Source organism: Streptococcus sp. ELY_125 (assembly GCF_058314535.1).
The window spans coordinates 15,137-36,988 of record NZ_JBZFUM010000020.1; the positions used below are offsets into that span (position 1 = coordinate 15,137).

Sequence of the window (21,852 nt, forward strand, 5' to 3'; positions counted from 1 at the left end):
CACCAAGTGACTCAAAAATCAAATGCTTGCTTAACTAATGCTTCCTTTCATTTTTAAGCAATGAGCTTCAGCAAACCTTCTCCAGCCCATTGAACTCCGCAGGGATACAGACCTGTGCAGATATATGACACTAAACCACTAGACAACTCAAAGAATTAGGAAAGGATGACAAATCATTCTTATTTCTTTCTGCTGAACCCTAGGATCGGTCAAATACCATATCTTAAGTTTGACTATCACTGACCTTTCGTCGGAAAATTTTTGCCAGGCATCTAAGCTTCAAATAGCTATCGAAAACACTGACCTTTACTGACTATTTATCAAAAAATAAAATGCCTCTAAGACCGACAAGTAATGATAATCTTTAGCAAGGGCTCCTTTCATCCCTGTGACTCTAGTATACATCATTGATCAGCAAAGGTCAATAGTTTTTTTGACTTTTGCTGACCTTTTTGTGATCACTACAAAAACAGATAAAGTAAAATTTGACTTTTGGAAGCCCCTTTCTAAAAATCAAACCACTATGCCATTGTTCCAAATTGAAATACCAACATTTATGCTAATAATTAGCCACTATCAATTTCCCAGCAAAGTTGCTAAATCTTATTTGCTTAACCTTATAGTTTCTTTAATTTCTCTATTGACAATACTTTAGAAATCCATTATACTGGCACTGTAAACGTTATCATATTATAAGGATTGTTACTCAGCTCTTTGAGGCATTACCGTTTCTTCCTATTTTTGGAGGAGAGGTGTGCCTTGAAGAGTTTTTTGATGTTATAAAATTCAGAAGTTGCAGAACAATCCAACAGAAATAATCTTGTATTTTATAAGAGGCTAAATGGGAGGGCTGGCATGAAAGTCGTTAAAAAACTTAATAATAATGTTGCAGTCTGTATTGATGACAACGGCGAGCAGCTCGTTGCCTTCGGCAAGGGCCTAGGTTTTCCAAAAATGCCTTACGAACTGACTGATCTCAGCAAAATTTCAACGACCTTTTACAATCTAGATATCAAATACCTGCAGCTGTTAAAAGAGATCCCTACAGAAATATTTGACGTCTCAGAAAACATTGTCCACCAAGCAAAAGCTAGAATCAGAAACTCCTTTAACCGCAATCTGATTTTTACTTTAGCAGACCATATCAATTTTGCCATTCAAAGAGGCCAGCATTACAGTGAACTCCAGTTGCCTTTTACCTACGAAATCGAACAGTTTTACCCAGAAGAAACTGCTTTAGGTCATTTTGCAGTTGATCTGATTAAACAGGAGTTGGGGATTGAACTACCAAATACAGAAATTGCTGCAATTGCCATGCACCTTATTAATTCCCAATTGGAATCTAAAGAAAACATCACAGATATTGATGGACATAGTGATGGTTATCTGATTAATCAAATAACTATCATATTGGAACAAGAGTTTGACACCCATATCAATACCAAAAGTTTTGAATACAACCGTTTTGTGATGCACCTTCGCTATTACCTCAAACGAATCAAGAATAATGAGCAGGTCAGTCAGGGAGACTTCCGTTCATTCATAGATACTATCAGAGAGAAGGAACCTGAGGTTTATATCTGTACCAAACGTATTATTGGTTTTTTGGAAGACAGACTTGAAAAAATTTGTACTGACGATGAAATTTTCTATTTAATGATCTATATCAAGCGTATGGCTAGCCGGATACAATAGCTATACACAAAACAAGGAGGTTAAAAATGTTAAATAAATTACAGCGTTTTGGCGGGGCTATGATTGCCCCAGTCATGCTCTTTTCCTTTTTCGGTCTAGTCATTGGACTTGCCCTCCTATTCTCAAATCAGGTCATTATGGGAAACATTGCAGCCCCTAATACCACATGGACCAAATTTTGGATGGTTATAGCAGCAGGTGCTTGGACTCCTTTCCTTCAGCTACCTATTTTATTTGTCGTCGGTCTTCCAATCAGCCTAGCCAAAAAAAATGCTGCCCGCGCGGTAATGGAAGCCTTGGTTATCTACCTTGTTTTCAATTACTTTATCAATGAAATCTTAACACTATGGCCAGATTCCTTTGGCGTTCACATGACAAACAAGGTTACAGATGGATCTGGACTGGCTTCTGTTGCAGGAATCGTAACCTTGGACACTGGCATGTTGGGCTCCTTAATGGTGTCAGGAGTTGCAGTGTATTTACACAACCGCTATTACGACAAGGTCCTGCCTGAAATCCTCTCCATTTTTAGCGGTTCGGTATTTATCGTCAGTATCGGTTTCTTTGTGATGATACCTCTAGCTCTGGTAACATGCTTCGTTTGGCCTTTTTTACAAGATGGGATAAAAAATATGCAGGGGTTCTTTGTCCATTCAGGGAATCTGGGAGTGTTTATTTACGAGCTCCTGCAAAAATTGCTTATCCCAACCGGTTTGCACCATTTCGTTTATGCCCCATTTGCCTATGATGACGCTGTTGTAAAAGGAGGAATGTCGGCCTACTGGGCATCGCATATTTCTAACTTTCAAACCGACTCGGCCACCCTTAAAGAACTCTATCCCATTGGTGGTTTCGCCCTGTCAGGTATGTCCAAAGTATTCGGAACTCTAGGATTGGCGTTAGCACTTATCAAAACAGCCTATAAGGAGAAAAAGAAACAGACGATTGCTATTGTTGCGCCAGCTGCCCTAACAGCTATTTTAACAGGGATTACAGAGCCAATTGAATTTACTTTCTTATTCGCTGCTCCCGCCTTATGGTTTGTTCACGCTGGTTTAGATGCCATTTTAGCCACGGTCTCCTACTATTTCGGAGTCGTGGGAGACTTTGGCGGCGGCTTAATTAACTGGTTGGGACTGGATTGGTTGCCCTTGTGGAAATTTCACAGTGCAACCTATCTGACGCAGATTCTGATCGGTCTGGTAGCCACGGCGGTCTGGTACTTTGTTTTTACTTTTATGATCTTAAAATTTGACCTAAAAACACCGGGGCGAGAGAGCAGTGACCAAGCACCACAGTTATATGAAAAGAAAAAACAAGAAAATGCGACAAATTCGACATTAGAGCTGTCCAAGAATGCTTCTAGATTTGAACGACAAGCTTTTCGATACTTAGAACTAGTTGGCGGAAAAAATAACATTATTGACATTACTAACTGTACAACTAGACTACGGCTAACGGTAAAAGATTCAAGTATTGTAGCCAATGAGGCTGCTTTCAAAGAAGCTGGTGCTGCTGGTATCATTAATAATTCCAAAGGAGGCATTCAAATTATTGTTGGTTTAAACGTCCCCCAGATACGGGAAGCTTTTGAATATTTTATCCAAAAAAGTTAGGAGTTTAATTATGGAAAACAAACACTGGTGGAACAAGGCTGTCATTTATCAAATCTATCCTAAAAGTTTTGCAGATAGCAATAATGATGGTATCGGCGATCTTCAGGGAATTATCAACAAATTATCCTATTTGAAAAAGTTAGGAGTTGATATCCTCTGGCTCAGTCCAATTTATCAGTCACCTCAAGTTGATAATGGTTATGATATTTCTGATTACAGAGCCATTAACCCTGATTTTGGAACTATGGCAGATTTTGATGAATTGATTGCTAAGGCTCACGCTCTAAATCTTAAAATCATGATGGATCTGGTCGTTAATCACACATCAGACCAGCACCTATGGTTCCAAGAAGCTAAGAATAATCCCAGCAGTAAATACAGAGATTACTATATTTGGCGCGATGGTAAAAATAACAAAGAACCCACAAATTGGGGAGGTTTTTTCGGGGGATCTGCTTGGACATACGACCAAAAATCTCGGCAGTACTATCTTCACTTATTTGCTCCTGAACAGCCCGATTTAAATTGGGAAAATACCGAAGTCAGGGAATCAATTTATGACATGATGAATTGGTGGGCAGCTAAAGGAGTTGATGGCTTTAGGATGGATGTCATCAATTATATCTCTAAACCAGAGATCTTCTCTGATGGTGAAAAATTAGAACATGAATGGTATGCCAATTCAGAACCAATCATGGCCAACGGTCATAAGATTCATCACTTTCTCCAAGAAATGAACCGCGAGGTGATGAGTCATTATCGGATGGTCACCGTCGGAGAAACACCGGGGGTAACACCGGAAGAAGCTTTAAAATATGCTAGTCTTGATAGTAAAGAATTAAATATGGTTTTTCAATTTGAGCATATGGGACTAGATAGCAATGATAATCCTGTTTTGGGACGTTGGAGCAATAAAAAAACCAGTCTTAAAGATCTTAGAGATAATCTTACAAAATGGCAGCAAAAACTGGCAGGAAAAGCTTGGAACTCACTCTATTGGAATAACCACGACCAGCCCCGAGTCGTCTCCCGTTTTGGTGATGACTCAACAGAAGAATATCGAGTTCTCAGTGCTAAAATGTTAGCAACCATGCTCCACTTTATGCAAGGTACCCCGTTTATTTTCGAAGGAGAAGAGATTGGTATGCCTAATGCTAACTTTACCGATATCGATGATTATGAAGATCTTGATTCTATCAATCCCTACCACCAATTTGTCGATGAACAGCACTTAGTTGATGAGGAAACAATGATGACCTATATCGCAGCCCACTCTAGGGATAATGCTAGAACACCGATGCCGTGGAATAGTACTAAAAACGGAGGTTTTTCTGACCATGACCCTTGGTTTAAACTCAATCCAAGCTTTACAACGATCAATGTTGAGCAAGCCCTAGCAGATCCCCATTCAATTTTTTACTACTATCAACAGCTCATTCGTTTACGGCACACCCTGCCAGTTATAACAGATGGCCATTATTCGCTTGTGGAAGGCAACACAGATGATGATCAAGTATACGCTTATTACCGAAAAAACAATCAAACAACCTTGCTCGTCATTCTAAACTATACTAAAGAAACCTTGGTACGACAATACGATATTCCAGCTAATGCCAAACTGCTGATTAGCAATTATCCGGATGATCAAGGAAATAGCTTGCGTGCCTATGAAGCTAAAGTTTATCAATTTTAAGGAGGCCTAAAATGGCAGATTCAAAAAAATTAAAAAACGACAGCGTGGGAGTTGATACAGGCATGCCTGATCTCCCCATCAAAACTATTCTTGCAATAACCTTTGGCTATCTAGGTATCAACATGGCTTTCTCCATCCAAGGAGCGCAGATGAGCAGAATCACTCAAACTGTGGGAGCCAACCCAAATAGCTTAGGGTTCTTCTTCCTTCTACCCCCTCTAACAGGAATGATTGTCCAACCGATACTCGGAAAGTACTCAGATCGGACATGGACCAAACGATTCGGTAGACGAATGATTTACCTCCTTGTCGCAGCACCTCTTGCTGCCCTAATCATAGGCTTATTACCGTTTTCTGGGCACTTCGGTTTGACTTACGGTTCTGTAGGAGCACTGGTCTATGCTGCTTCTGCTATTGCTCTCATGGATATTTTGAGCAACGTTTGCATGGCTCCATTTCGGATGATTGTCGGCGATATGGTCAACAATAAACAAAAAAATTTCGCCTGGGCTTGGCAACAAGTCTTTGCTTACACAGGAGGAATTATCGCTGCCTTGCTTCCCTTCATTTTTACCCAAATTGGAATGGCTAATACGGCTCCAAAAGGTGAAGTCCCGCCTACTGTCATCTGGGCTTATCTTATTAGTGCAGCTGTCTTGCTAATTTGCAGTCTCATTACCGTTTTTAATGTTAAAGAATACGACCCAGAAACTTACGCTAAATATCAAGGTTTAGATGTAAGTAAAGAAACTGAAAAACAACCAGGAATCCTTGAACTCTTTATCAAAGCCCCCCGTGCCTTCTGGGAAATCTCCATCGTTCAATTCTTCTCTTGGATCGGTGTCATGTACACTTGGACGTATGCTACCGGTGCCATGGCTAAGAATATTTGGCATACCACAGACCCCACATCAGCTGGTTTCCAAGCTGCCGGTAACTGGTACGGCGTCATGTCAGCCGTCCTCAGCGTTGTTGCCTTGATTTGGGCACTTGCTTATTCCAAGGCTAAGGCTGGCAGCCGAAAAAAATGGTATTCTTTCGGTTTAGCTATGAATGTTATTGGTATCACAATGGTAGCCCTTACTGGTAATAAATGGATCGCTTTGGCTGCATTTTTATTCTATGGTATCGGTAACTTTACGATCAATGCTATCCCCTACTCCCTGTTGACTTCTTCTTTGAACGGCACCAACAAGGGTGCTTACATCGGACTTTTAAACGTCGCCATCTGTTTCCCTCAAATTGTCGGTTCTCTGCTTAGTTTTTGGATTTATCCGCTATTGGGGAATCAACAATCACACATGATGATTTTAGGGGCAGTTGCAACGGCAATCGCAGCTATCCTCGTTGCTATTATCCACGAAGGCAAATAACTGATAGCAATCACTACCTCTGCTTATCTGTTGCCTTAAAAGTAACAGAATTCCTTGGCAAAATAACCACGGCCACCCGTCAAAAGGGTGGTTTGTTTGCCTCACGGTGGACTAAAGTTTCATAACATAAAAACGTAATATCTGCTGTAGGAGAACATGAAAACCAAATCTTTTTCTATAAAAAATAAAAGACTGGCTATAGCCATGGGGTGCTGAATATTATAAGTAATTTTAAGAACCAGCCCCATCGTAAAGTGCACAGATATCAGCTTTGATATAGACTGATTTTTTCAACATTTCTAATAAAATTTAGTTTTATTAGTGTTGTATCTCAAAAATTACAATTAATTATCTTTTCTAAGATGGCAAAGAATAGCTGTAAAATTATGCTAAAATGAAGAAAAATTATTTTAAAGTGAGGGTATTTTCTATGGAAAATCAAAAACGCTTCAAACTGCATAAAGTCAAAAAACACTGGGTGACTATCGCGGTAACCGCAACAGCTGCTACAGCACTTTTTGCGGCTGGCAGTCAAGCCAGCGCTGACCAAGTGGCACCAGCTCCTCAAGAACAGGCAGCTGCTCAGCAAAATACCCCAGCTAATCAGGCTGGTGTCCCAAAAGCAGAACAGGCACCTGTTGTCCAAGAAGCTCCAGCTGCCCAACAAAAATCAGCCCAAGGCACCCCTGAAGTAGCCTCTGGTCAAGATGGATCAGGCGGTGATCAAGGACAAGCTGAAGAAGCTAAGCAAACGGCTGAACAAAACGACAAGGCAGCTGATAATCAAGATATCCAAGCTAACAATAAACAAGTCGATGCCCAAAATGGCCAAGCAGCTGAGAAGCAAGAGACACCAGCCAACAATCAGGCGGCTCAGCCTGCTGAGTTAACCATCCAAGCACCAAACAACAGCCAAGCGGCTAATTCATTCAACGAAGAAAACGGTCAGTGGTACTTCCTCGATGCCAATAAACAAAAGGTGTCTGGCTGGCAGACTATCAACGGTCAAAAACTGTACTTCGACAAAAATGGTAACCAAGCTAAAGGTAACATTGCTGAGAACAATGGCAAAACCTATTATCTTGATAAGGACAGCGGACAAGTCATTACTGAAAAGTTTGGGGTTACCCCTGATTCTAAGACCTATTACTTTGCTGAAGACGGCAGTCGACTAGAAGTCACTGGTTTACATCAAGTTAATGGGAGAACCTATTATTTCAACAATGATTTCAGTATTACCGATAGCAATGGTTTCACTGGCTGGCAGACCATCGATAACAAACAAGTTTACTTCAATAAGGGCTACCAAGTAAAAGATGGCTTTGCGGACATTGACGGGAAGACTTACTATTTTGATGAAAACGGTAATGTAAACCGCACAGGTGGACTCAAAAAAGTTCAGAGTTCCCGTTACTACTTCGACAGCCAAGATGGTGCACTCTTTAAGAAGCAATTTGTCCCTCACATTGATGAAGACTCAGGACAACTCGTTTACTACTATGCTGACGAAAACGGACGATTAGTTTATGGTTATCAGACGATTGACGGTCTGAATTACTACTTTAAACAAGACGGCCGTCAGCTCAAAGGAATCGGTTATGATAAGTATGGAAAAGCTATCGTCACAGATAAAGATACAGGTATTATCCTAGAAGGAGAAGCAGCCAGAACAGCTCAGTACCGTGACCAAGTCAGCAGAACCTTCACCAAAGGCCAGTCTGATATTATCTATTATGATGAAAACGGCAATACTGTCAGCAACCGTTTTGTCTATGATAAAGACTATCCAGCTAACATCAAACGAAGTGCCCATCAAACAGGCTGGCTCTATATTGGAGAAGATGGCAAAGCCGTCAAAGGCGATCAGCTTATCGACGGCGTGCTCTATCACTTTGACAAAAAGTACGGCGGACAATATAAAAATACCGTCTATCACCAGCAAGAACAAGGTTTAGACGGTAGTGCTGCCGGCTACTACTATCTTGACAGCAATGGCCGTCCTGTAAAAAATGCCTTTATTCAAGTGAATACCGAAGACTATCAGGGCTATTACTATGCTAACGAAGATGGACAACTGGCTGAAGGCTGGAAAACCATTGATGGTAAAACCTACTACTTCGCTAAACCAGAAGACACAACATACTATTATGATCACCGGACTAGATTTGGACAGATTAAGGGGCAAATGCTGATCATTGATGGTGCCAAATATTACTTTGACCCAAATACGGGTGAACTGGTGAAAAATAAAACAGTCACTATTGATAAAAACAATAATCCTTCAATGCCTCTGGGATATCCGAAGATAGAGACGGTAACTGTTGATGGAAAAGATTACACCCTAGGACAGGATGGCAAAGCCCAAGAAAGCTACGGTTTTATTACCAAGGAAGATGGCAAAACTTACTATCAACTGGAAGATGGTAACTATGCCAAGGGCTTGACCGTTATCGATCATAAAAATTATTATTTCGATAAAGAAACAGGGGAAATGGTAAAAAATAAAATTATTTTGGACGAAGACCACGCTCTCTACGGTTTCCAAGGTAGTCGCTATTACAGCACCTATTACTTTGGTAAAGATGGCTATGGGGTTGGAGGTTTCCAAACCATCGATGGCAAACGCTATTACTTTGGAGCTGGCGGTCAATCCGTTTCCAGCAATTATCCACGCCCTATCTATGTAGGAGATGATCTTTACTATATCAAGGATGACCAAGTTGTCACAGACACCCTAGCACCTTATAATCTCGCATCATTTGGCTATAATCCATCTTATAATAATCAGGTTGGCTACTTTGGTGCTGATGGTAAACTGCAACAGGGCTGGTATGAAAAAGATGGCAAAACCTACTATACTGTAGAACCCGAAAATGCAAGCATCTATCAGCCGTCATACACACGCGCAAACGGAGTTCAAGGCGTTGATCAGGATATTTATGGCTTTGATAAAGAAAACGGAGAACTCAAGCCAAGCGGCTGGTATCAAGCATACCCAGATCGAAATGAGTGGCGCTATTTGGATAGCGATGGAAAAGTCCTAACCGGCTGGCAGGTGATTGATGGCAAAACCTACTACTTCAGTCTTGGTCATATCGATAAAGGAGTCGGTGAAGAATATAAGCGCCAGCAATTTACAAACAGTATTGGCATCCAAGTCAAAGGGAAATTGATTGATATAGATGGCAATCAGTACTACTTCGACCCCGACTCTGGTGAACTTTGGACCAATCGAACATTGGATTATGAAGGGCACACCTACCAACTTGACGATAAGGGGAAGGCTACTTTAATTCATTAATCCTCACGAAAAAGAAAAGAGGCTGAGACAAAAGTTCTCAGCCTTATTTATTTGGTCAATTTTATTTGCTAGGCACAGTGGTTGGGAGTAAAACTTGTTGGCTGTGCCAGCTTAGTCTTACCCCTGCACAGTTCATTAGGTGCTTTAGCACCAATGAACCACTGCTGGTTGGATAGCCTTATCTTGGAGCGCCTGAAAATAAGAATATGCCCCCTTAAACAGTTCACTGGACTGTTTAACTACTCTACAAGTGATAGCTCCAACAGTTTGGGGAACTGTTGGAGGTTATCTAATATCATGAACTTTGTTCATCATATTTCCGGTCTCCCAGATCTTTGGAGCTATGCGGAGGTGGTAGTGAAACGGTCTGGCAGATCGTTTCAGGTCGAACGCCTAGAAATAAAAGAGCGGAGAGAAATCAAATTCTTGAAATGATTAATTTCTGTCCCACTCTCCTTTTTTATATACTCACTATAGGCAATACCGTTCAATAGCACGGCTAACAAAATCAGCAGTCCCTGCTTCGCCGGCTTGATCAATGGTTTGACTGAAACGATTATCAGTCGCATACATCTTCCCAAGTCCGGCTAAGATTTCTGGGCTACAAGGGTAGAAATGCTCTGAGATATAAGCCTGCAGGAGCTTAACTTGGGCTTGAACCTTGTCATCAGCAGCCTCCAAATCTTTCAGGCGTCCAAACTCAGCCATGATAGTCAACATCTCATCAGTCACTTGGGCAAAAGCTTCCTTATCCGTCTTGGCCTCAAAAGTTTGGTAAGCCTGAGTGTCACCCCAGCGCTCCTTGGCCTCAGTCTCAAGGGCTTGCAGCTGAGACTTATCATAAGCGGTAAATGTCATTTTATCTCCTCCTTCTTGCAGACGACAAGCATGCGCCAAAACGCCTTCCAAGTGTGCCTTCTTGGCCTCCAAAAGGGCTATCTGCTTGGTCAAAGCTACCTTACGGTCATAACTCGGACTGTCCACAATCTTCTTAATGGTTTTGAGAGGAAATTCCAGCTCCCGAAACAGCAAGATTTCCTGAAGGCGCTCTATCGCCTCATGATCATAATAGCGATAGCCATTCTCAGCCACCTGACTGGGCTTGAGCAGATCGATCTCATCATAATAATGCAGCGTGTGCGCACACTGACACCCGACAGCTGACTCATCTCCTTAACGGTCTTCATAGGAACCTCCTCTCTACTGAGGATACTAAGCTCTTACACTCCAAGATCTTAACAAGCCCGACAAAAGTAATCAAACACTTAGAAAGACTTAGCTATGTTCACAGAAGTGTAGGCTCTGTTCACCTCAACTATGAGTATAGACCATGACGTGACGTGAGGGTCAAGAGGGAAGAAGGAAAAATCTCCAAAAAAATTTGGAGATTAGATTTAGTAATGATCTCGTAGTGAAATGAAAGTGACACCATCATCTTCAATTAGATAAACGAGACGATTTTCAGCATCAATTCGTCTTGACCATGCTCCTTGATAGTCGTACCTTAAGGGTTCAGGCTTACCGATTCCTTCAAAAGGAGAACGTTGAACATCTTTTAAAATCCTATTAATGCGCTTGAGTGTCTTTTTATCCTGATTCTGCCAATAACAGTAATCTCTCCACGCAGAATCTGTAAATTTCATAGGCATAACTAATCCTCAATCTCATGAACTTCAACCTGACCCGCTCTTGCTTGAGCAAGCCCTTCAATAATCTTATCCGAAAGATATTTATTTTGTGAAATTCGAAGGGTCTCCTGAATACTGTCCCACTCACTTTTTGAAAGAACAACGATATCTTCATCAGGATTTTTATTAACAACTATAAGCGGTTCAAATTCATTATTGACCTTTTTCATATAGTCTTTGAGATTATTACGAAAAGTTGAATAAACGACTGCTTCCATGATAAAACCTCACTAATTCCTAATATTTAACCACAGTATAAAATAAAAGAAAAAACTTGTCAATAAATTGTACAAGTTTTCATATGTAAATCTTTAAGAAACCAAATCTATAAACTTAACCACCATCATTGATAAGGTAATTTGTTCTCTCACCACAAAATGGTTTATACTAAATCCCAAATGAGCTTTACGCTTCATAATATTGATATAAATCAATCGAAGCCTCTAAATAAGTTTCTATACGATAAAATGTAATAAAAATTAATTTAGCAAAGCCTCAGCTAAAATTTTATCAAATCTCCGAATATCAACACCTTTTTTCAAATTAATTTTGATATGTCCTGCACGTGTCCATAGTTCAACTTCTGAGTTAAAGTCCAATAGACCTGCATTCTCTGTAGACCACAGATTTATAGATGAATAGGGTAAAGAATAAATTTCAACCTTTTTACCAGTTAATCCTTGAGCATCACGGACAATTAAACGTTTATTTGTAAAAATTGCAATATCTCTGATTGTTTTGTAAGCAGCATAAGGTATTTCACCAGTCACAAGAGATGACGAAACATCTTCTGGAATTTGACATTCTGAAACAAAAGTCCACTCAAGTAAATTATTAATTAGTTCCATTATATTTCTCCTAATTCTTAAGGTTTACTATGTCAGTGTAGCTTTTTATACTTAAATATTTACTAATTAATCAGAAAACCAACTTAATCATTAGAATTTCTCACCGGCACCCGTCCCCAGTTTTGTTCCTGAATATCTGAGCCGCCTAGTTGATAGGCTTTGTCAGCTTGCTGGGTCATAGCATCCCACGGTTTAGCACCGATACGAGTGATAATCTCCACGGATTTTTTCACGGACTTGAGGTGTTGCTGGCCCTTTGGCGTGAAGCCTAGCACATGGACAACATTTGGCAGGACAGATTCCCTAGCATTGACGAGGATATAAGTTAGAATCCGTCGCACGCGCGCCTTGGTGTAGCGTTTTGTCGCCACCTTATCAACCAAATCATCAAAATCAACCGCCGTCTTAATAGACTCTTTGATTCGGCTAACCAGCTCCTCATTGACCTGAAAAATAGCAGTCAAATCAAGATTTGTCAGGATTTGATACTTGAGCAAGGAAAAATAATCTGTCCAGCTGACCGTAGTTGCCCGCTCCAACAGCTGAAGGCTAGGCATAGTTTGCTCTAAAAATTCTTGATCCCCCAGATGTTTACGAATAGCAGTGGCTGAGGCAATTTGCTCTCGCTTGCTGTCGGAATGATAGCCTGCTCCAATACGCGAAATAGGCGTTAGTTTGATACCATAGGCTGCGCAAGCCTTGGCATAACTGAGTCCCAGAATATGATTGGGCGTATTTCCAGAAAAATCTACACCTGCAAACCTTTCCCACATTTTCTGGGTCTTCTGAGGATAAGACAGACTGTCAGGTAACTGGGAAAGAAAGGTCTCCATCTCAGTCCCCCTAGCTGCATAAGTATCTGAAATAGCTTGGTAATCCAGAGCTTCCTCGGTTCCAAAGACCAGCTGATCAATGCCCAATCGTGCCAATATATCCACAGCACCGCTAGCAAAATAATCAGCTGACTGAACCGACACCAAAAAAGGAAGCTCAACGACTAAGTCAGCACCGTTTTCTAAGGCCATCTGCGCCCTTGTCCACTTATCCACAAGGGCAGGCTCACCCCGCTGGACAAAATTACCAGACATAGCTATGATCTTGACACCTTCTACTTGATCGAGCAGATATTTGTGCCCATTGTGAAAAGGATTGAATTCAGCGATGATGCCAGTTGTGGTCATGGGGTTCCCTCCATTTTAGCCTAAAAGCCAGCTATCTAAAAAACAATAAGAAGATAGATCAACTATCAAAATAATAGCTGATAAAAAGATAATTCCTGTGACACCATATCTGATAGGTTGCCGATATCTTTTATAGAAAGCATTAAATTTATCAATAAAGACATGATGTTTGTTGCACATAACAGCTAAAATCAGCAAGAAGAGCGGACTTTGGCTGATAAATACCCAGAGAAAATTGTAAAGCAGCGATAAGAAAGTATCATTTACTTGACCGGACAAAGCTAGCACGGCTAAAAAAGTTGGATCCACGATGGCTGTATAAATCATGAAGACCGCTGCTGCATAGATTCCCTTACTGCTCTTTGGGCTATTTTGACGGTCCAGATCTTCTACTGCCAGCAGACGTTTGACTCCCCAAGCTATTAAGACAGCAATAAGCACCAAATAAATCCAAACCCATACTCTATCAGGAAGTTGACCAAGGACTTGCGCTAGATTCGATATCTCATTACCCAGTATGAGTGATAAAATGAAACCCAGCAAAGCCGTACCAAAAAGGACTAAACCACCAAAAAGATAGACTTTTTTAAGGGATAAACCCACTGCCTGCATGGTCATCAGCAATATCATGCCAACAGGATCAATGCCCGCTAGCGCCAAGCCTATGACAAAAGCCAAATTCTTCATAACTGTTCCTTCCTACTTCGCACACACAAAGAACCATCTTTTGCTTGTTTCTGTCGGCTCTTTATCTTCAAAGTCAGCATAGACCTTGACCGTTTTAAAACCAGCTTGTTCCAATAATATATCGTAGGTGAGAAGTTCGTAGGTTCGCTCTTCATGAACTTCGTCAAAGCGTGTAAAGCGTCCATCCTCATCTTGAATGAAGAAAGTCAGCTCATGGACCACTGAATGTGGAACTTCATCTTCGTAGCTGTCCCAGACCATAGCAAAATCTTCCGCATTTTCATGGTAAGCGTAGCTAGGGAAAACCTCATCTGTCTGATAGGTAGAATGCACATCAAAGATAAAGACTCCACCATCATTGAGATGCTGGTAAACCTGCGCAAAAACATCACCCACATCTACCTCATCTTCCATGTAGCAGATAGAGTCCGAATAGCAGGTCACCATATCAAAGGTTCCGACAGGCGATAAATCCAGCATATTGCCCTGCACAAAAGGAATGTCTAAGTGCGCTGCCTCGGCACGTTTGCAGGCCAAGTTCAGCATCTCTTCACTTAAGTCCAGCCCTGTCACATCGAATCCTGCCTGCTTAAAACGAATGGACTGAATCCCCGTCCCACAAGCCAACTCTAGGAGTTTGGCATTTTTTGTTTTTGGAAAATGGCGCAGCGAAAAGTCCGTCCATTGATCATAAAGTGAATCGTCCATGATACTGTCATAGACTCTCGCAAAAGTTTCATAAGTTGTCATATCTCTTATCCCTATTCTAAAAAAGCAGTCTCAGCGACTGCTCATTATTATCCAAGATAGGCCGTCACATCCACCAGTGGTGCTTCGTGCCAGAGTTTTTCCAGATTATAGTGGTCGCGTGCTTCTTCGGTAAAGATATGGACGACCACATCATTGAGATCAAGGAGAACCCAACCGGTCTTGCTATCCCCTTCAATGTGACTAACATCACCGCCTGCTTCTTTAACCTTCTCACGGATATTATCCGAAACAGCTTCCAACTGACGGCTGTTCATAGCACTCATGATGGCGAAATAATCTGTCAAACTGCTTAAACCAGCTAAATCAAGAACAACAATATCTTCAGCCCGCTTTTCATCAGCAGCTTTAACAACCAATTCTAAAAGTTCGTCTTTAGTCATTAATCTTTATTTCCTTTAATTAAATAGTCTCTCCAGAGGCAAAACCTGAGCAAAGCGGTCATGCCAAATCGTCTCATAGTAGTCAATCAAGATATTTGCTGGGATATCTGATGTCCCAAAGGTCGTCGTACCATGTTCCACCACAGCAACTTCATAACCCATCTCAAAAGCCACCTTGACCGTCGTATCGATGCAGTGATCAGTTGCCATCCCTACAATAATCAACCGCTCCACACCCTTGTTTGCTAAATAAGCCCGCAAGCCTGTCTCTTTAAAAGCCGAATTGTAGGCTTTATCAATAATCAACTCATTTGCTTGGGGTGCTACTGAATCAGATATCTTCCAATCACTGCTGCCCATTGGCAACTCATCATCATGATGGCAGACATAAATCACCTCAATTTGACGAGCACGCGCTTGTTTTATGGCTTGCCCTACAGTTTCCAAGAAAAGCGACACTTGATAAGGCTGCTCCTTAATTAATCCAGTCTGGACATCTACAACCAATAAAGCTGTCACTATCTAGGTCTCCTTCAAATAATTGACATAAGCATTGTAGGTTTCAATAGTCTGTGGATAGATGGGCATAGCTTGGTGGGCCAAATGCTCAATGGTATGGGCCGTTTCATAGGCGACAGCCTTATCCAAGGATACCTCAGCCAGTCGACGCGCTTCCTCAACACCTAGAAAATGACGATTGTCCTCGATATAATCAGCCACATAGACAATCTTATCTAAGACTGTCATAACCCTGCTTCCTGTCGTATGATCTGCAATGGCAGCTAGGATTTCAGAATCTGTTACTCCTAGATCTTCTTGGATCTTATAAATACCAACCTTGCCATGCCAAATATTATTGCCCCAGTTTTTCAAGTCTGGATCCAGACCATACTTGTCAATCAGATCCAGAAACTCCTCATCAGAGAGCTCCTTGGCATAGTCATGGAGTAGACCAGCGAGTCCAGCTTTTTCAGGCGAATAATGATTGAGCTCTGCCAAATGTCTGGCAGCTGCTTCGACCCCCAAACAGTGCTGAAACCGCTTATCACTCAGCGTCATTTTCATTTGCTCCAGCAGGCGGTCTCTGTCGTAACCATGTCTTAAAAATTCTTCATACATCAGCGATAGAGCCCCGCTTTCTTGATATAGGCTAAAACTGACTGAGGCACCATAAAATTGGGAGTATGGCCAGTCTTAATCAAATCGCGCACATCCGATGATGAAATATCCATTAGGGGCACATCAACCCAGATGACAGGATAGGACGTTCCAACTTTATACTTGGGACGTTGAACCCCAACAAACTGCACCAGCTCAACCAGCTCGTCAATGCGATGCCACTTGGGCAGGTATTCCACCATATCCGCCCCAATGATAAAGTAATAATCGGTATCAGGATTGTTTTCTGTCAGGTACTTCATCGTATCATAAGTGTAACTAATGCCTTGACGCTCCAGCTCAATCGTCTCAATATCCAAACCTTCGATACCATTGATAGCCAGCATAAGCATATTGAGACGGTGCTGCTCAGCAATGGTCTCCTTTTTATCAATGTGAGGAGGAATAAATTCCGGCATCAGAAAAACTTCATCCAAGCATAACTGCTGACGAACCTGATCAGCAACAAGCAGATGAGCATTATGAACAGGGTTAAAATTGCCGCCTAAAATCCCAACCTGCTTACGTCCAGTTTCCTCAACATTTGCCTCCAATTCTACCTTGGTAAATGGCGTTACTAAATCAAGTGCCATAGACTTCTCCTCATGCTTTACGTATCAACTCTTTTAGCTCCCATTATAGCATAAATAGGACAAAAGAAAAAGCCGACAAAGCGGCTGGTAAAAAGCGACAAGAGGGCTTTTCAAGGGGATTAACAAGTGTCACATTTCCTACAACATTATAAGAAACTTAAGCTCAGAGCTCCTTTACCTTCTGTGATAATTTGCGGTTTTCCTTCTTAGCAGACTGCTTATAAAGGGTAAGAACACGACCCGTTTTAGCAACAGAATCCGCCCCAATTTCTTCTTCTAAAATTTCAGCAACCTCATGAATGGTCTCATCAGTGTTTTGCAATAGCTTTATCTTGATAAGCTCACGTGCATCTAGGGCATTGCGGACGCTGGTTTTAATCTGGTCATTAAGGCCGTTCTTGCCAATCTGCACAATGGGTTTCATAGCGTGTGCCTGAGCATTTAAAAAGGCACGTTGTTTTGATGTAAGCATATGTATTCCTTCTATTTCATTTTTTAAATTAGGGCCTTGCGGATAACCACACCGACCCCGTCCGGTGCCCAGGCAGCTACCTTAACAGGCTGACCACTGCTTGCCTTAACACGAATCCAGCCGAGACCTGAGTAGACGATATCGATCTTGTCCGTAATCGTGAACTCATGGCGGACAAGAGCAGGAAACTCAGCTAAGTCTTTAGCATGCGGTGGTACCAGAAGATCGCCTTGATGCTTATCATAAAAGTCATCTGCTCCAGCCAACTTAGTCCGATGCAAGTCAAGATTATTATCAAAATAAGCGGTAAAACCTTGTTTATCTCCCTTAATAAAATCAAAACGAGCCAAACCTCCTAAAAATAGGGTCTGTTCAGGATTAAGCTGGTAGGTTTTAGGTTTGATTTCTTTTTTAGGGCTGACATACTTGAGATCCTTGGCACTGAGATAGTGAGCCATTTGATGGCGGTGAATAATCCCCGGTGTGTCGAAGATATAGCTGCCATCATCCAGAGGAATCTCAATCTTATCCAGTGTTGTTCCAGGAAAGCGTGATGTCGTAATCACATTTTTATCCCCAGTAATCTCACTAATCACGGCATTGATTAAGGTGGATTTACCGACATTGGTCACACCGACAACATAGACATCACGGCCAGCACGAAGCTCCTCAATCCGCTCAATTAATTCCTTGATAGCATAATGATTCTGGGCACTGGTCAACAGGACATCAACTGGCCGCAGACCTTCTTCGTGAGCACGCTCGCGCAGCCACTGAGTAACCTTGCTATCTTTAACAGATTTAGGTAGAATATCTTTTTTGTTCCCCACTAAGAGGACATCGTTACCAGATACAAAGCGACTGAGACCCGGAATAACAGAGCCGTTAAAGTCAAAAATATCTACAACATTGACAACCAATGCCTGACTATCGCCAACTTCATGCAGTAAGGTCAGAAATTCATCATCACTAATATGGACATCGACGATATCATTGTAGTGGCGCAGGCGAAAACAGCGCTGACAATAAAGATCACTGTCGCTTTCTGTCGCCTTCTCAACACTGGAGCGGGGGGTATAGCCAGCAGCTTCCTTATTCTCGCTTTGAATCTTGGCTCCACAGCCAATACAGAGTAATTCTTCCATTAAATTTCCTTTTTATAAATAATATCACCGTATTTCTTAGCAATCTTTCGCATCACACGGCGCTCTCTGGCACGATTAAACTTGGTATTCCAAGCATCCGATCTTACCAATGGCTTGACTAAAATAGAGCGAATACCCGCTCGATGACAAGCCCTAATATCTGTCATTAGCTGATCACCAACCATGACAACCTCATCGCGATCAAAGCTATAGCGTTCAATCGCCTTGTCAATACCACGAGTAAAGGGCTTCATAGCACGGCTGACAAAATCCACATGGAAAGGTTCAACCGCACGCTGAACGCGTTCAAATTTATTATTGGAGACGACGACCACTGGTATTCCAGCCTCTGTCATATCATCCAACCACTCCCGCAGCTCCGGTGTCCCATCAGGATTATTCCAAGCAATCAAGGTATTATCCAAATCCACCAGTACCGCAGAAATTCCATGCTTACGCAGGCTTTCAGGTGTCAAATCATAAACAGCTTCCACCGCAAAGGTGGGTATATAATCTTCAATACTCACAGCTTTCTCCAAAATATGATAGTAACTTTTATTATAGCATAATTTCAGCCAAGATAGAGAGGCCAACAGAATAACTGACTTCAAAAAATCCTCCTAAAATTAGCCTTATTCGCCAATCTCAAGGAGGATAGTATCTCTCTATGAATCAGAAATTACTTTTGGAAAACAAAAGTAACCTTTGCCTTCTTATCAATAGAAGTAATAATTTGCTGATAATATTCTTTAGCTGAATCTTTGACAAGACTCTGGTAACGTTTCAAATACTCTTCCTGCTCCTTATTAGAAAGGCTGTCTGTCACAAGCTTTCCAGTATCGATATCCTTGGTTGAATAGCTAAGCAGTCCACCAGAAGTATTATAAAGTTGATAAGGGTGTTCCTCTGCTAGTTCAAAACCGATAACTTCAAACTTAGGAATACTAACAGTGTAATGAGAATCTTCCTTTTCATCCACCCGCACTCCTTTTTTTATTCCAAACTTGGCTTGGTAGTTAAGAATAATCACCGCTTCTTTCTCTGAAAACGGGATATCCAAATCTGTAAAAAGAACTTTTGTCGTTTCCTTTGAAGTCACTATTTTTTGAATACCAACATTGAGAAAAGCCACCTGATTAACCTTTTCCAAAGAAGTAACAGAAGTATAAGAAGTCTGACTAGGTTCTGACTGCTGTGAAGCCTTGATACGACCATACGTATAGAAACCAAGTGAAACAGCTACGACAAGCCCCAAAATCAATAGACTTCTCCAGCGCGGAACCTTCTGCTTTAAGAACTTTCCCACCTGCTTAAAAGGAGAAAATCGTTTAAGTAATACCATATTAGTCTCTCCTAATAACTAGAGCTAGGTAAAATATCCCAGAAACAATCATGACCGTACCAATCCAAGGATTTAGAGCAAGCAAAATAATGCCAACAAGGAGAAATAGAATAGGTAAAGCTAGTTTGTTCATAAATTTTGACCTATCTTTCTAATTTAACAATAACGGGATTCCCATCAACTGAAAATGATGGTTCAATTTCCAATTCCAAATCACCATCACTAGTGACGCCAAAATGCTGGGTGGCTCCTTGGTATGAACGTCCTGATGAAATAGTCTCAAACGTATTGTCATTTGGATAAGTCTCCATTTTTTCTCCCCCAGCATAGAGATTCAACTCACTACCAACAGGATAGTCTTCATCTGAAAGATTGGTTATATCATAAGTAACTTTCAATACTTTTTCTGGATTACTATCATCATATCTATTCCTTACATCAGTCCATTCGACTGATGTAATAATTTCTAATTCATCATCAAAAGTGATTTTATCTCCAACTGCATAGATTTTCTTTTTCTCTTTACCTATCTTAGAATTTTTAATTTTATTCTTTTTCTGCCTTTTATCCTCTTTTTTCACCACAGATACCGATTTTGAAGAACTTGTTAATGAATTCTTAATAGAACTAGCTATTGAATCTGTATAGATAATTTGGCTAATCAAAACGATTAGAAAAGCTATGACCGCTATCCCTACTGAAATTAATGATAACCAATTCTTGTTTTTACGGTTAATAATTAGAGCTATAACTCCCAAAATAAAAGCAATAATCGCTAGAATGGCAGAAGCATTATTGACAAATGGTATCCATGATGTGACTAAAGCAATCCCTCCCATAACTAAAGCAATAATAGCAGTAACCTTTCTTTCTTCATTCTTTATTGGTTGCATCTCTCTACCTCTCTCATTTTTTAATTTTACAAAACTATTATATATATATATATCGTATGTCAATAGTGTTACAGAAAGTCTTACAGAAAAACTCGGCAGAGATTTCAGCAAACAAAAAAGCCAGCTTACTGACTATTTTCTCTTATACTCTCGCTTAAATGACTTTTTGCGCAGCTTAATAAGGCGGGCTAAAGATTGACCATCCTTGGCAAATCCCCCTTGTCTATTATAAAAACTGCGCTCAAAGTCCGCTACCTTGCGCTCTTTCCAAAAACGAGCTAGGCGGATTTTTCCAGCTTGATTGGGCGATTTAAAAGGTTTCACTATCGCTTTTCTAAAAATAGGATCGTGCGCTCTTATTGGTTCAACATCCAAACGAACATGACTCCACGGAGTATTGCCATAGTTGAAGCTAGCACCGTTAACAATTCCATTAATATTAACTTTATCCGCATCTAGTTCGTTAAGAAAATACCCCTGACTATCTAGGATAAACTCCGTGCGAAGCTGAAGTAAAATCTTTATATTATAGGATTCCCGATGATCAGGAAAAGCAAATGCCTCCTGCTTAGACTGACGCTTATTGTGTAGGCGGGCATTGTCAAAAATATTGGGGCGCAGGCGATTAACTTTTAGGTAGGTTATCAAAGCCGCTTGATCGGTCATTCCAGATTGACGATAGTACCGGCGAACATACTGAGCCTGCTGAGATGAAATGACATAGCGCAGCTGATGCAAGCGGCGATTAAAACTCGTTTTTTCCGTAAATAAACGTTCCTTCATCGCCCGACGAACCAAACGTGCTAAATCTTTCCAAAAATTATCATGTGGCGCTAAGTCATCAGCAAACCGAGAGACCAAACGACGATTCTCCTCTAAATCCCCCGACAGCTCCTCAGGCATGCCTGCGCTGTCCAAGAGATAGTGCAAGGCTTCATGCGCCATCTTTTCTGTTTTTATCTGCTCCCAGTACTGGTAAAAGACTGGCGACCCAATTTTATCCATATTACTCTCCT

Annotated in this window: 20 protein-coding genes and 2 pseudogenes; 5 read left to right on the plus strand and 17 right to left on the minus strand. The window is 41.1% G+C overall.

Annotation, left to right across the window (positions count from 1 at the left end):
• The first annotated feature begins 855 nt into the window (after positions 1–855).
• The 5 genes from AC4HAL_RS08355 (at position 856) to AC4HAL_RS08375 (ending at position 9,678) form a co-directional block, all read left to right on the plus strand.
• A complete protein-coding gene (locus AC4HAL_RS08355) occupies positions 856–1,695 on the plus strand; it encodes a PRD domain-containing protein (RefSeq protein WP_491093782.1) in 840 nt (279 codons plus the stop codon).
• 26 nt (positions 1,696–1,721) lie between these two features.
• Positions 1,722–3,311 (plus strand): alpha-glucoside-specific PTS transporter subunit IIBC, encoded by a 1,590-nt coding sequence (locus tag AC4HAL_RS08360; RefSeq protein WP_491093783.1) that lies wholly within the window; start codon positions 1,722–1,724, stop codon positions 3,309–3,311.
• 10 nt (positions 3,312–3,321) lie between these two features.
• Positions 3,322–5,004, plus strand: coding sequence for an alpha-glucosidase (locus tag AC4HAL_RS08365; RefSeq protein ID WP_491093784.1), 1,683 nt, complete (start codon positions 3,322–3,324; stop codon positions 5,002–5,004).
• Positions 5,005–5,015: 11 nt separating this feature from the next.
• Positions 5,016–6,377, plus strand: coding sequence for an SLC45 family MFS transporter (locus AC4HAL_RS08370; protein WP_491093785.1), 1,362 nt, complete (start codon positions 5,016–5,018; stop codon positions 6,375–6,377).
• A gap of 430 nt (positions 6,378–6,807) precedes the next feature.
• The gene (locus tag AC4HAL_RS08375) at positions 6,808–9,678 is read left to right on the plus strand and encodes a KxYKxGKxW signal peptide domain-containing protein (protein WP_491093786.1); all 2,871 of its coding nucleotides are present in this window, start codon (positions 6,808–6,810) and stop codon (positions 9,676–9,678) included.
• 471 nt (positions 9,679–10,149) lie between these two features.
• Here AC4HAL_RS08375 and AC4HAL_RS08380 read toward each other — a convergent pair.
• The 17 genes and pseudogenes from AC4HAL_RS08380 to AC4HAL_RS08460 form a co-directional block, all read right to left on the minus strand.
• Positions 10,150–10,865, minus strand: a pseudogene (locus AC4HAL_RS08380) (MerR family transcriptional regulator).
• A 207-nt stretch (positions 10,866–11,072) separates the two neighbouring features.
• The gene (locus AC4HAL_RS08385) at positions 11,073–11,327 is read right to left on the minus strand and encodes a Txe/YoeB family addiction module toxin (RefSeq protein WP_491093787.1); all 255 of its coding nucleotides are present in this window, start codon (positions 11,325–11,327) and stop codon (positions 11,073–11,075) included.
• A gap of 2 nt (positions 11,328–11,329) precedes the next feature.
• A complete protein-coding gene (locus AC4HAL_RS08390; protein WP_165329227.1) occupies positions 11,330–11,584 on the minus strand; it encodes a type II toxin-antitoxin system Phd/YefM family antitoxin in 255 nt (84 codons plus the stop codon).
• Positions 11,585–11,845: 261 nt separating this feature from the next.
• Entirely contained in the window at positions 11,846–12,214 is a 369-nt protein-coding gene (locus AC4HAL_RS08395) for a PH domain-containing protein (RefSeq protein ID WP_491093788.1), read from the minus strand.
• An 83-nt stretch (positions 12,215–12,297) separates the two neighbouring features.
• The gene (locus AC4HAL_RS08400) at positions 12,298–13,395 is read right to left on the minus strand and encodes a nucleotidyltransferase (protein WP_491093789.1); all 1,098 of its coding nucleotides are present in this window, start codon (positions 13,393–13,395) and stop codon (positions 12,298–12,300) included.
• A 420-nt stretch (positions 13,396–13,815) separates the two neighbouring features.
• A pseudogene (locus AC4HAL_RS08405) lies at positions 13,816–14,025 on the minus strand (hypothetical protein); the annotation flags it as partial.
• Positions 14,026–14,094: 69 nt separating this feature from the next.
• The gene (locus AC4HAL_RS08410; RefSeq protein WP_491093790.1) at positions 14,095–14,832 is read right to left on the minus strand and encodes a class I SAM-dependent DNA methyltransferase; all 738 of its coding nucleotides are present in this window, start codon (positions 14,830–14,832) and stop codon (positions 14,095–14,097) included.
• Between the two features lie 47 nt (positions 14,833–14,879).
• Positions 14,880–15,233, minus strand: coding sequence for a ribosome silencing factor (gene rsfS / locus AC4HAL_RS08415; RefSeq protein WP_491093791.1), 354 nt, complete (start codon positions 15,231–15,233; stop codon positions 14,880–14,882).
• A gap of 15 nt (positions 15,234–15,248) precedes the next feature.
• A complete protein-coding gene (locus AC4HAL_RS08420) occupies positions 15,249–15,755 on the minus strand; it encodes a cysteine hydrolase family protein (RefSeq protein ID WP_491093807.1) in 507 nt (168 codons plus the stop codon).
• Entirely contained in the window at positions 15,756–16,352 is a 597-nt protein-coding gene (gene yqeK / locus AC4HAL_RS08425; protein WP_491093792.1) for a bis(5'-nucleosyl)-tetraphosphatase (symmetrical) YqeK, read from the minus strand.
• Positions 16,352–16,984, minus strand: a complete 633-nt coding sequence (locus AC4HAL_RS08430; protein WP_491093793.1) for a nicotinate-nucleotide adenylyltransferase — start codon at positions 16,982–16,984, stop codon at positions 16,352–16,354. The genes yqeK and AC4HAL_RS08430 overlap by 1 nt, the downstream gene beginning before the upstream one ends.
• A 163-nt stretch (positions 16,985–17,147) precedes the next feature.
• Positions 17,148–17,456: a ribosome assembly RNA-binding protein YhbY gene (yhbY, locus tag AC4HAL_RS08435; RefSeq protein ID WP_491093794.1), complete on the minus strand. Its 309-nt coding sequence runs from the start codon at positions 17,454–17,456 to the stop codon at positions 17,148–17,150.
• A gap of 23 nt (positions 17,457–17,479) precedes the next feature.
• Entirely contained in the window at positions 17,480–18,601 is a 1,122-nt protein-coding gene (gene yqeH, locus AC4HAL_RS08440) for a ribosome biogenesis GTPase YqeH (protein WP_491093795.1), read from the minus strand.
• Complete coding sequence (locus AC4HAL_RS08445; RefSeq protein WP_491093796.1) at positions 18,601–19,128, minus strand: YqeG family HAD IIIA-type phosphatase; 528 nt, start codon at positions 19,126–19,128, stop codon at positions 18,601–18,603. The genes yqeH and AC4HAL_RS08445 overlap by 1 nt, the downstream gene beginning before the upstream one ends.
• A 152-nt stretch (positions 19,129–19,280) precedes the next feature.
• Complete coding sequence (locus AC4HAL_RS08450; protein WP_491093797.1) at positions 19,281–19,943, minus strand: DUF4230 domain-containing protein; 663 nt, start codon at positions 19,941–19,943, stop codon at positions 19,281–19,283.
• 143 nt (positions 19,944–20,086) lie between these two features.
• A complete protein-coding gene (locus AC4HAL_RS08455) occupies positions 20,087–20,836 on the minus strand; it encodes an immunity protein (protein ID WP_491093798.1) in 750 nt (249 codons plus the stop codon).
• Positions 20,837–20,968: 132 nt separating this feature from the next.
• Positions 20,969–21,841 (minus strand): DUF3114 domain-containing protein, encoded by an 873-nt coding sequence (locus AC4HAL_RS08460; protein ID WP_491093799.1) that lies wholly within the window; start codon positions 21,839–21,841, stop codon positions 20,969–20,971.
• Positions 21,842–21,852 lie beyond the last annotated feature (11 nt).